This is a genomic window from Pseudoalteromonas apostichopi (genome assembly GCF_030297135.1).
Classification (GTDB): Bacteria; Pseudomonadota; Gammaproteobacteria; order Enterobacterales; family Alteromonadaceae; genus Pseudoalteromonas; species Pseudoalteromonas apostichopi.
On sequence record NZ_AP028065.1, the window covers coordinates 171,512 to 183,249 of the forward strand.

10 protein-coding genes are annotated in these 11,738 nt (G+C 39.6%); 6 read left to right on the plus strand and 4 right to left on the minus strand.

The features are described 5' to 3' along the window. Positions 1-60: 60 nt before the first annotated feature. A complete protein-coding gene (locus QUE86_RS00720; protein WP_286258621.1) occupies positions 61-2,493 on the minus strand; it encodes a VolA/Pla-1 family phospholipase in 2,433 nt (810 codons plus the stop codon). A gap of 228 nt (positions 2,494-2,721) precedes the next feature. On the opposite strand from QUE86_RS00720, the gene QUE86_RS00725 reads away from it, so the two are divergent. Next, entirely contained in the window at positions 2,722-3,465 is a 744-nt protein-coding gene (locus QUE86_RS00725) for a YciK family oxidoreductase (protein ID WP_167657869.1), read from the plus strand. A 205-nt stretch (positions 3,466-3,670) separates the two neighbouring features. On the opposite strand, the gene pssA is transcribed toward QUE86_RS00725, so the two are convergent. Beyond that, the gene (gene pssA / locus QUE86_RS00730; RefSeq protein ID WP_167657838.1) at positions 3,671-4,996 is read right to left on the minus strand and encodes a CDP-diacylglycerol--serine O-phosphatidyltransferase; all 1,326 of its coding nucleotides are present in this window, start codon (positions 4,994-4,996) and stop codon (positions 3,671-3,673) included. Positions 4,997-5,284: 288 nt separating this feature from the next. Between pssA and trxB the strand changes: the two genes are divergently transcribed. The 4 genes from trxB (at position 5,285) to infA (ending at position 8,064) form a co-directional block, all read left to right on the plus strand. Then, positions 5,285-6,235: a thioredoxin-disulfide reductase gene (trxB, locus tag QUE86_RS00735; protein ID WP_054551466.1), complete on the plus strand. Its 951-nt coding sequence runs from the start codon at positions 5,285-5,287 to the stop codon at positions 6,233-6,235. Positions 6,236-6,341: 106 nt separating this feature from the next. Next, positions 6,342-7,058 (plus strand): leucyl/phenylalanyl-tRNA--protein transferase, encoded by a 717-nt coding sequence (gene aat, locus QUE86_RS00740; protein WP_286258625.1) that lies wholly within the window; start codon positions 6,342-6,344, stop codon positions 7,056-7,058. Further along, a complete protein-coding gene (locus QUE86_RS00745) occupies positions 7,051-7,755 on the plus strand; it encodes an arginyltransferase (protein ID WP_250660968.1) in 705 nt (234 codons plus the stop codon). Before aat ends, QUE86_RS00745 begins: the two co-directional genes overlap by 8 nt. Positions 7,756-7,845: 90 nt before the next feature. Further along, positions 7,846-8,064, plus strand: coding sequence for a translation initiation factor IF-1 (gene infA / locus QUE86_RS00750; protein WP_002962494.1), 219 nt, complete (start codon positions 7,846-7,848; stop codon positions 8,062-8,064). Between the two features lie 176 nt (positions 8,065-8,240). Here the strand turns inward: infA and clpA are convergent, their stop codons facing one another. Together clpA and clpS are read right to left on the minus strand one after the other, a co-directional pair. Continuing rightward, positions 8,241-10,505, minus strand: a complete 2,265-nt coding sequence (gene clpA / locus QUE86_RS00755; RefSeq protein ID WP_130051325.1) for an ATP-dependent Clp protease ATP-binding subunit ClpA — start codon at positions 10,503-10,505, stop codon at positions 8,241-8,243. A 69-nt stretch (positions 10,506-10,574) separates the two neighbouring features. After that, complete coding sequence (clpS, locus tag QUE86_RS00760) at positions 10,575-10,883, minus strand: ATP-dependent Clp protease adapter ClpS (RefSeq protein ID WP_175580379.1); 309 nt, start codon at positions 10,881-10,883, stop codon at positions 10,575-10,577. Between the two features lie 209 nt (positions 10,884-11,092). Between clpS and cspD the strand changes: the two genes are divergently transcribed. Then, positions 11,093-11,308: a cold shock domain-containing protein CspD gene (gene cspD / locus QUE86_RS00765; protein ID WP_036968098.1), complete on the plus strand. Its 216-nt coding sequence runs from the start codon at positions 11,093-11,095 to the stop codon at positions 11,306-11,308. Positions 11,309-11,738: the final 430 nt, after the last annotated feature.

Consider the following 11,738-nt stretch of genomic DNA (forward strand, 5'->3'; position numbering starts at 1 on the left):
AAAAGCCACATGAAGTGGCTTTTTACTTAATTGGTTATTACTTAATTAACAAGGTTTCGTTTATTCAGTGACAACATCTGAGTTTGTAACCTGAAGATACTGACCACGGCTTGCTAAGAAAGTCGCGATTTGCAATTGCATTTCAGCCGTTGCTGCAGCACTTTCTTCGGCCGTTGCGCCTGAGTCAGGTGTAGCAACAGGTGTTAAGACTGAGCTGTGGTGACCTTTGGTAAATTTAACAACATAGCTCATTGCGTCCGCTGTTGGGCCTTGTGTTTGTGCAACTGTTGTTAAACCCATTAGATTAGCAAGAGGTAAACTACCTGCAATTGGATTACTCGCTACCATTGGTGGAATAACCATATCAGCATTATTGTTCGCACCATCACCGACAACTACACTCATGTAAACTGGTGTGCCAAGAGCTGCAACTGATGCTGCATAGTTAGAAGGGTCGCCACTATCAAGCGCTGTTTGAGCTGCAAATGCAAACTGAGTTACCACACTTTGAATGTTAGCTAATTTTTCGGTTTCACCAGCTACTGTTAACGAACCTATGTACTCTTTATAAGCACATGTAACATAAGCTGTTTGATTTGAAGCAAGTGAACCACAGTTAGATAATGCTTCATTTTGAGTATAAGCGCCAAACTCTGCTGACTCTGCAGTACCAGCCGCAAGTAATACAGAACCTTGTACAAAAGGACCAAATGTATTTGATTCAATCAAGAAGTTTGCAATACCACCGCCACCACTGGCAAGAGCTACACTTTTAACGTTGAACATTGGGTCAACTTGAGCTGCTAAAGGTGCATTAGTCACAGCAACAAAAGCTGGTGCAACAACAGAGCCTAATGAATGTCCTAAGAATGATACATCTTGCGCATTTAAATCAGCAGCACCAGTAAAGTTCAAGCCTAAACGCAAACCAAGCAAATCAGCTACAGACTGACGTAAACTATCACGAGCTACCAATAAAGACTGTAAATTCATGTAACTTAGTACAGAACCTGTAGAGGCATTAAAGTCGTCAGTACCGTCACCGTCTACATCTACGCCACGCTCACCATGCATTGGGTGATCGATTGCAGCCGTTGCAAAACCTTGCATTGTTAATTGCGCTGTAATTGCTAGCATATCTTCTTTTTTAGAAGTAATGCCGTGCTGAAGAATAACAACAGGCCAGCCTGTCTCAGGCATGCTCAATGCGTCTAAGCCAAGCTGAGCTCGCACTGCATTAATAACAGGTAAAATTGGTTTAGTAATTTGTACTGGCACATTAGCAATGCTTTGTGTTTTTGGAATTGTGTTGTACTTAGTTAAGTGTTTTGTTTGATCTAAGCCTAAATCACGTAACTTGCCTCCACTTAACGCCATACAAAGGCCATCAGTTTCGCTAATAGGATCGGTTGGGAATGAATCACCCGCTGCAGCTGCATAGCCTAAAACAGCAACACCACTGTCACAAAGCCCTTGCCAATAAGTCGCAGATAAATCATCAACCGTTTTACCTGTAGGAGTTGCTAAATACATAGGTAACATCACGCTACCTTTCTGATATTGCACCCCACCAAAAACGGGTGAAACACCTGTAATACCTTGCGATGCAAATACTTGCTCGACTGTAATAACCGGTTGCTCAGGAATTTGAACCATAGGTGTCGGCAAGGCTGGTTGTGAAAGACTCGCTGCTAGGAGTTGCTTAACTGTACCAAGGACTTGACCTGCTGACTGCATTGTCATCGCTGCTGAATAGATAATTTCATCTTTTGTGATTGCACCACCTGATGTCACTGCATCTTCATAGCTATTGATAACCGCTTGAAGTGACTTCTGTGAATCAGTGATAAGTGCTGTCTCTTCGCTCACTAACGCGTAAGTTGAAGAAGGCTCAATTGAACGTCCTACAGAGTCCATTAATGACGTTGTTAAAACGTTAATATAGGTACTACCAGCTTTGAACGGTTTAAGTGGGACCACAGCCACAGCATCGCCAGAACCTTGAGTAATAAAATCAACACCAAAGGTTAATTCAGACACCAATTTACAGGCAATACCCGCGGGCACTTGCGAACAAGTTTCATCTGTTTGGCTTGCGCCCATAATTACTTCAAATATACGTACTGCACCAGGAGAAGCAGCAGATGCCGTATCAAGTGAGATACCCGCAGGAAAAGTTAAATCGATTTTAAACGGAGTTTGTGTTGACCAACCATCAAGTGCGCCAAGTGCAAGTTGTGGATCAGCATACGCTGCACGTTCAACACTAACATTGTTGTCATCTAATTCACCTGGCATGTTTAAAGTGCCATCAAGAGTACCACTCATTAATAAATCATTTGGTACTGAGATCACACTATTTGCTGGGTCAAATTTTACTGTCGCGGTTGGGAGAACAGGTGGATTATCATTTTTTACATCTTCTAATGTTTCCCCTCCACCACAGCCAGTAATGGCTGACGCAATGGCTAGTGAAAGTAGCAGTTTTTTCATAATTTCGCTCCGCGCAAATCTTATTGTTATTGTGTGTTCAAGGTAAAAAGTAGTTATTCTACTACCATTATTCTAAGTTAATTTAATGTAATTGGAATATTAATAAGACATTAGACCAGTTAAAGTTAACGTAAAGTTTCGATTTTCGCCACCTTAATTTGCAATAAATTCGATAACTTGGCTTTTTGCTATGGTAAAATGGCGAAAAATCTAATCAATGGTACGTTTATGCATACTTACAAAGCCGCAGAGAATGCGCTAAAAGACAAAGTAATTTTAATAACAGGTGCCGGTGATGGCATTGGCCGTGTTGCCGCATTAACTTATGCTAAGCATGGTGCCACTGTTATTTTACTCGGGAAAACAACAAATAAACTAGAATGTGTATATGATGAGATCGTAAATGCAGGATATCCACAACCTGCTATCGTACCGATGGATTTAAAAGGTGCGACTAAACAAAACTACCGAGACTTAGCGGCAACCATTGAAATGCAGTTCGGTAAGTTAGATGGCTTATTAAATAACGCAGGTATTTTAGGATCATTAGGTCCGCTTGAGCACTTCTGCGTTTCAACCTTCGAAAATATTATGAAGGTTAACGTAACTGCGCAAGCTATGATCACTAAATTTATGTTCCCACTGCTTCGCAAATCACCAAGTGCATCTGTTATTTTTACTTCGTCAGGTGTAGGCCGCCAAGGCCGTGAACATTGGGGTGCTTATGCTATATCAAAATTTGCTGTTGAAGGTATGATGCAAACTTGGGCTTGTGAAGTAGGTAAAACCAATATTCGTGTTAACTGTATTAATCCAGGTGCTACCCGTACATCAATGCGTGCTTCTGCTTACCCTGGTGAAGATAGAGATAAATTAGCAACACCTGAAGATTTAATGCCAACTTACCTATACTTGATGAGCGATGACTCAAAAGAGGTTAACGGTAAATCTTTAGATGCCCAACAAAAGTAAGCTAATAACTAAATATAAAAAAAGCAGCATTTCGCTGCTTTTTTTATATTTAGGCAAGACAGAACTCATATAGTGTGATCGTTCCACAAAAATAGGCGATAACGCAGTATCAATGTCAAACGCGCTCTGCCGTCCGGGGTCTTCCTAAAGGCGATTAAATCGCCCCTAGAGAGAACAAATTTTAATCTACAAAGGTCAACACGCCCTAAATAAAACGCTTGATAATAAAATCAACTTTTACACGTTTTGCCTGACCTAATAGTTTTTTAACCGGTGCTGGGTAATCATCCATCGTTTCTAAATCTTGCGGACCTGTTAAGCGGCGGCAATGTTTCAAAATAGCTTGTTTTTCATTCTCTATTTGCTTAAGGATATGCTGTTTAGGGTCGTCGATTAAAATACCATTTTCAATATCTAAGCCCCATGCACGTGGGTTTAAATTATGCCCACTAAGCAAGTGTAAACGTTTATCAGAACAAATTCCTTTTAAGTGGAAAGAGTTACTTTCATGCTTCCAAAGATAGACATTCAAATTGCCGTTACTGATATGTCGTTTCTGAGACTTTAAAAACTTATATAAAATCGTTTCGTATAAATATGGTAATGCACCAATTTTACTAAACGGCTCACTTGGTGGCAGATAAAAATCATTCGCGGTTTTATCACCTACGACAATAGTCACTTGCTTGCCTTGTTTTAATAAACGTCGTAATGACCGCATTAAAGGTGCAGGAAAGTTAAAGTAAGGGGTATAGAGAACAAGCTCTTGTTCTGTGGTATCAAATAACGATTTGATTAAACGATTCAGCTTATTGCTACGGCGCCCTAAACCTAAGAACAATCGGACACCAAGCTCACCAGCACTTGCTTCTGCGGCGCTTGCGTAACTTGCCGATTTAAGGTCGCGCATCAATTGCTTCTGCGCGACTTTAATATCGTTAAATTTTACGAGTGGGCGCATATCAATGCGTGGTACCGCAACAGAACTTAAAAGATGAGTTTCAATAAATTCAATGACCGAATTGCATAATCCAGCTTGATGAACTAAAAAATAGCGATCTAAACGATAACGCTCATCTTGCTGAAGGTACACATTATTTAAGCTTGCACCGCTGTATAATAATGTATCGTCAATTACAAAGCCTTTTAAATGCAGAACCCCGAAAAGCTCTTTTGCCTTTACAGGTACACCATATACTTCCACATTTGACTGATACTGCTCTTGAAAATCACAATACATGCTGGCATTGCCATCAGATTTAGCTGCTCCAATCAAACCACGTTGGGCACGATGGAAATCAACCAACACTTTTACTTCTAAATCAGGATTAGTAAGTGATGCCTGATGTAACGCAGTTAATATTTCGCGCCCCGCTTCATCGTCTTGAAGATACAATGCGGTAATATAAATCCTGTTTTTTGCTGAACCAATTAAACGTAATAGTTCAGTGCGATACTCTTTTGCATTGGTTAAGACTTGTACGTCTTGTGTAGTCAGCCCAAAAGCGGGCTTTTCCTGCCAAAATACCATAATTGCCTGTTCGTTTAGTTAGCTCATAGCACGAGCTAATATCAAAATTAGCTAAAACATATCAAAAAATTATTGCTTGGTCATGAATTACCGTACTTTGAATGCATAACAATTGGCAATTAGACCATTTTGTGAGCAAAAAGAGCTATTTAAATTATAATAAGTAAGGATTATTTGACAGCTTAGCGATTTGACTAAAAAAATAATCAGGGCTTTTGTTTACATCCGCCTTGTTTTTCTTAGAATCGGGCGCATAGACATCGTATTGAAACGTTTTTAGGAAAAAACATGAGTGACGCAAAACACTGTAAACTATTAATCTTAGGTTCTGGCCCTGCGGGCTACACAGCAGCGGTATACGCAGCACGAGCTAACCTAAACCCTGTCCTTATCACTGGTATTCAACAAGGTGGTCAGTTGACTACGACGACTGAAGTTGAAAACTGGCCAGGCGATGCACACGGCTTAACGGGTCCTGCATTAATGGATCGTATGAAAGAGCATGCTGAACGTTTCGAAACTGAGATTGTCTTTGATCATATCAACAAAGTTGATGTATCAAAACGCCCTTTCACTTTAACTGGTGACTCTGGCACATATACTTGTGATGCATTAATTATCGCGACAGGCGCATCTGCTAAATACTTAGGTTTAGAATCAGAAACTAACTTCCAAGGTCGTGGTGTTTCTGCTTGTGCAACCTGTGATGGTTTCTTCTACCGCGGTCAAAAAGTAGCGGTTGTAGGTGGTGGTAACACAGCTGTTGAAGAAGCGCTTTATTTATCAAACATTGCTGATGAGGTTCACGTTATTCACCGTCGTGATAGCTTCCGCAGTGAAAAGATCTTAGCTGATCGTTTAAAAGAAAAAGCAGAAAACGGTAACGTTGTTTTACATTACAACCGCACTTTAGATGAAGTGCTTGGTGATGAAATGGGCGTAACTGGCATTCGTATTAAAGCAACTGATTCTGAAGAAACAGAAAATCTAGATCTTGCGGGTGTATTCATTGCAATTGGCCATAAGCCAAATACCGACATGTTTGAAGGTCAGCTAGAAATGAAAGACGGCTATTTAGTAGTTCAGTCGGGCTTAAACGGCAACGCAACGCAAACAAGCGTACCAGGAGTATTTGCTGCAGGTGACGTGTCAGATCACATTTACCGTCAAGCAATCACATCAGCAGGTACTGGCTGTATGGCTGCGCTTGATGCTGAACGTTTCTTAGATAACCTATAAATTAGTTGATCTAAAACACTAATTACTGGGGCTGTTGCAAAAACAGCCCCTTTTTTATAACTAAAATTTTGTTAAAATTAGAACAAATAACAACGATAACGCTGATATGATCAAGCAACTTTACCAACTCTCGCCCGAGACAGTTGATTTTCCAGATCCAGAATTAGCCCTTGATGAGCCTGATGGCCTGTTGGCGATTGGGGGTGACCTATCAGTTGAGCGTATCCAAAGAGCCTACAATACAGGTGTTTTCCCTTGGTTTAGTGATTATGAACCCATTATGTGGTGGTCGCCTAGTATGCGCGGTATTCTTGAGCTCGATGAATTTCATGTTAGCCGCAGTTTAAAAAAGTATTTAAAGCGTTTTCCTGTGCGTGTCACTGTTAATCACGCATTTGCGCACGTTATCAATGCTTGTCGTGAACAGCGTATCGATGCAGAAGGAACTTGGATCACTGAGCAAATGATGCATGCCTATATCGAAGCACACCATCAAGGTATCGCTCATAGCCTTGAAATTTGGCATGAAGATAAATTAGTTGCTGGCCTGTATGGCATCATGCAAAAAGGTATATTTTGTGGTGAATCAATGTTTCATGAAGTCAGTAATGGTTCGAAACTGGCAATGTGGGCATTAGTTAATTGGCTTAAGAAACACCAAGCTCATTTTATTGATTGCCAATTAGAAAACCCTTATTTAATCACTTTAGGTGCAAAAGTTATCCCACGCAGGGAATTTTTAACTAGACTTAAATTAGCGCACAGTTTTGTGCCTAAAAGACATATGTGGCAACCACAAGAGTTGATTAATATTTATGACTGAGCACTTACCCGCTAGGCTTGGTTTAAGCCAGCAATTTGATTGCAGCTATTTACCAGACCGTCAGGAGCAACTACTTGTTATTCTTGACCCAAGTTGTTATTGCCCTGATAAATTTGAGCAATTATTAGCATTGGGATTTAGGCGCAGTGGTGACCAAATATACCGTCCTCATTGCCCTGTTTGTAAGGCTTGCAACTCAGTACGCGTATTAGCCCAGCAATTTACTCCATCTAAATCACAAAAACGTAAACTAAACAAAGCAAAAAAAATATTTACTGTAAGCTACAGTGATTATGAACGGGCTGAGTACTACCCGTTATATTGCAAGTATATCACGCAAAGACACCAAGATGGTTCTATGTTTCCACCTGATCAAAATCAGTACGAAAGCTTTTTGTTTTGCCAATGGCTACCTGTAATTTTTATAGAGTTACGGGATGATGATAAGTTAGTTGCCGTTGCTGTAACCGACTGTATGAGCAACTCAGTCTCTGCGATTTATACATTTTTTGATCCTGATTATGAGCAGTACAGTATTGGTAGCATCATGATCATGGAGCAAATTAAATTTGCAAAACAGCAAGCAAAACAATTCGTCTATTTGGGTTACCAAATCGACGAATGCAATAAAATGAAATATAAAACCCAATTTTTGCCTGCACAAAAGCACATTGGCGATCAGTGGTTGGCGATTTAATTTACAAAAATGAGCCCTGTAGCTTTACTTATTGCAGTATTTTCGGCAAAATCTGCAGCGTTTAACTATTAAAGAGGTGTTACGCTAAACATGGCGAAAGAAGACGTAATCGAAATGCAAGGTACGGTCCTTGATACTTTACCAAATACAATGTTCCGAGTTGAGCTAGAAAATGGTCACGTTGTTGTGGCTCATATCTCTGGTAAAATGCGAAAAAACTACATCCGCATCTTAACTGGCGACAAAGTAACCGTAGAAATGACTCCTTACGATTTATCGAAAGGTCGCATCGTATTCCGTGCTCGCTAAGTTAGTGCGTTAACGAGAGATTTAGCTTTTTGCTGCTTTGAATGAGCAGGTGTGTTTATTACAAAGAGCTAAAAGCGTTTGTTAAATGGTGTTAAAACTAACTTAGTTTTAATTCCATTTAATAAACAAAAAGCCCAGCATTAGCTGGGCTTTTTGTTTGTACTTAACTTATTAGGCTAAGCAGTTTCTAGGTTGGTCTCAAAATCAAAATGAATTTTTTTATCTTTGACCGATACCTTAACCGAACCACCATCAGCTAACTCACCAAACAAAATTGCATTTGCTAGAGGCTTTTTAAGCTCATCTTGAATAACACGGGCCATTGGACGCGCGCCCATAGCTTTATCATAGCCTTTGTCAGCCAACCACTCTCTTGCTTTTGAAGTTAGCTCAAGATTAACTGATTTCTTATCAAGTTGTGCTTGCAATTCGACAATAAACTTATCAACCACTTGCAAAATAACTTCTTTTTCAAGGTGATTAAACCAAATAATGTTATCTAAACGGTTTCTAAATTCAGGTGAAAACACTTTATTGATTTCAGTCATTGCATCGTGAGAGTGATCTTGCTCAGTGAAACCAATCGACTTACGAACTGTTTCCTGAACACCTGCATTGGTTGTCATCACTACAACCACATTTCTGAAATCGGCTTTACGGCCATTATTGTCTGTCAGTGTTCCATGATCCATTACTTGCAACAGAATATTATAAATATCTGAGTGCGCTTTTTCTATCTCATCCAATAGTACAACTGCATGTGGGTTTTTGATCACAGCTTCAGTAAGTAAACCACCTTGTTCAAAACCAACATAACCTGGAGGTGCACCGATTAGTCGACTTACCGCGTGCCTTTCAACATATTCAGACATATCAAAGCGAATAAACTCAACACCCATACACTTAGCAAGCTGTTTAGTAACTTCTGTTTTACCAACCCCTGTTGGGCCAGCGAACAAGAATGAACCAACCGGTTTATCTTCGTTCGCAAGACCAGAACGCGATAAACGTATTGCCGAAGTGAGCGCATCGATTGACTGATCTTGACCAAACACCAGCATCTTCAGGTTGCGGTCAAGGTTTTTCAGTGTTTCTTTATCACTTGAAGAAACGCTTTGTTGTGGAATACGAGCCATTTTTGACACAATTAGTTCAATATCAGCCACACCAATGGTTTTCTTACGCTTCGATACAGGCTGTAGACGCTGATTAGCTCCTGCTTCATCGATGACATCAATTGCCTTATCAGGTAGATGACGTTCATTAATGTATTTAGCACTCAGTTCTGCTGCGGCTTTTAAAGCTTTTTGTGTATAACGAATACCGTGATGTTCTTCATAACGCTCTTTTAAGCCGTTAAGAATTTTAGTGGTATCAGCAACACTTGGTTCAAGCACATCAATTTTTTGGAATCGACGAACTAAAGCACGGTCTTTTTCAAAGATGTTCTTAAACTCGTTGTAAGTTGTCGACCCCATGCAGCGTAGCTTACCACTTGAAAGTAGTGGCTTGATTAAGTTTGATGCATCCATTACGCCACCCGATGCCGCACCGGCACCAATAATGGTATGAATTTCATCAATGAATAAAATTGAACCTGGTTTAGCTTGTAACTCTTTTAATAGTGATTTAAAGCGTTTTTCAAAATCACCACGATATTTGGTCCCCGCTAATAATGCACCCATGTCCAGTGAGTAAACTACTGCATCAGCAATCACTTCAGGTACTTCCTTGTTCACAATACGATAAGCAAGGCCTTCAGCAATCGCTGTTTTACCCACCCCAGCTTCACCAACCAATAGTGGATTATTTTTCTTACGGCGACATAAAACTTGCACCGTACGTTCAACTTCGTTGTCACGACCCACTAAAGGATCAATATTGCCATCAATAGCTTGCTGATTCAGGTTAGTGGTAAAGTTTTCAAGCTTAGTCGGTTCTTCACCTTGTACTTCTTGTACTTCATCATGAATATCATCATGGTCTTCACCACCGATATCATCATCTGCTTTAGAAATACCATGTGAAATAAAGTTAACAATATCTAAACGATTAATGTCTGATTTTTTGAGTAAATAAACTGCTTGGCTTTCCTGCTCGGAAAAAATTGCAACCAGCACGTTAACACCAGTTACTTCGTTTTTCCCTGATGATTGCACGTGAAATACAGCGCGTTGTAATACACGCTGAAAACCTAACGTCGGTTGTGTTTCTCTGTCTTCTTCAAGATCAGGAATCACCGGTGTTGTTTCATCAATAAAATCTGATAACTCAACTTTTAATGCGCTCATATCAACGCCACAGGCGTTTAACGCTTCTCCAGCAGAAGGGTTATCGAGCAGTGCAAGTAAAAGATGCTCGACGGTCATAAATTCATGACGACGTGTTCTCGCTTCGCGAAACGCCGCATTCAAGGTTAGTTCTAAGTCTTTGTTTAGCATTGGCAACCCCTTACTGAGATAATATTTATATACCGTTGTGACGGGCTAATTGATCACCCACCTTGGTATTTATTCCTGCTCACAACTACAAAGCAGTGGATGCTCGTTGTCTCGTGCGTAACGATTGACTTGTTCAACTTTGGTATGAGCTACATCAGCGCTGTACACACCGCATATTGCTTTACCATTATGATGAACTTGAAGCATCACATCTGTTGCTCTATCGCTATCCATATTAAAAAACGTCATTAGTACTTCTATCACAAAGTCCATAGGCGTGTAATCGTCATTATTTAAAATGACTTTATATTTTCGCGGTGGTTGCAATTTTTGCTTTTCACTATCGCGAACTGTTTCAATAACACCAGAATCTTTCATGCCACTCATAATTAAATATAGTCTTGTCTTTAGAACTCAAGCAAACTTGAATAAAAAAATAAATAAATTGTTAAAAAATAGTCTAAAACACTTGACTGACTGGCTAAATAAACTACAGTCAAATATAGATTGATTAATCATTAGTCAGTCTAGCAAATTACACGGTTTAGAATAACTAAATTAGTCAACTTATAGAAGGATGTAGAAGTATGGCTTGTGGAAAAGTCAAATGGTTCAATAATGCCAAAGGTTTTGGCTTCATCGTAGAAGACGGCAGCGAGACTGATATATTCGCTCATTACTCAACGATTGTAATGGACGGTTATAAAACACTTAAAGCTGGTCAAGATGTAACATTCGAATTGCAACAAGGTCCAAAAGGGTTACACGCAACGAATATTGCGCCTAACGATGAAATCTCCTAGGTAAAACCTATTCGAGTATCAAGCGAGAGACCTTGTTAAGTTCCTCGCTTACTCTTCTGCTTTAAATATATCCTTACACTTCTCTTGAAATTACATTTCTTAACCCCAATTCTTTAATTGTTATTAGCCCTTTAGAGCCAAGCTTGTTACACTCTTGTTGCTTAAATTTAGCTTTTTCGTCATTTTGACGTAAGGCTTTTGGCTAATTTCATAATTTGCTTATTTAAGCTATAAGAATTTTACAGTCTGTCAGCTGTGGTTATTTTAATACTTTGTATTGAGTTGCAACAGCTAACAGACTGCTTGCTGTTGTTTTATCAAGGCAGTTAATTTTAAGCTTGGTATTTCAAAGCTATCTATTGCATTGTTGAATATGGCTAATTAAGGGTTACTGTTAGCAGTCATTACCAAACATTACGCCAACTATCTA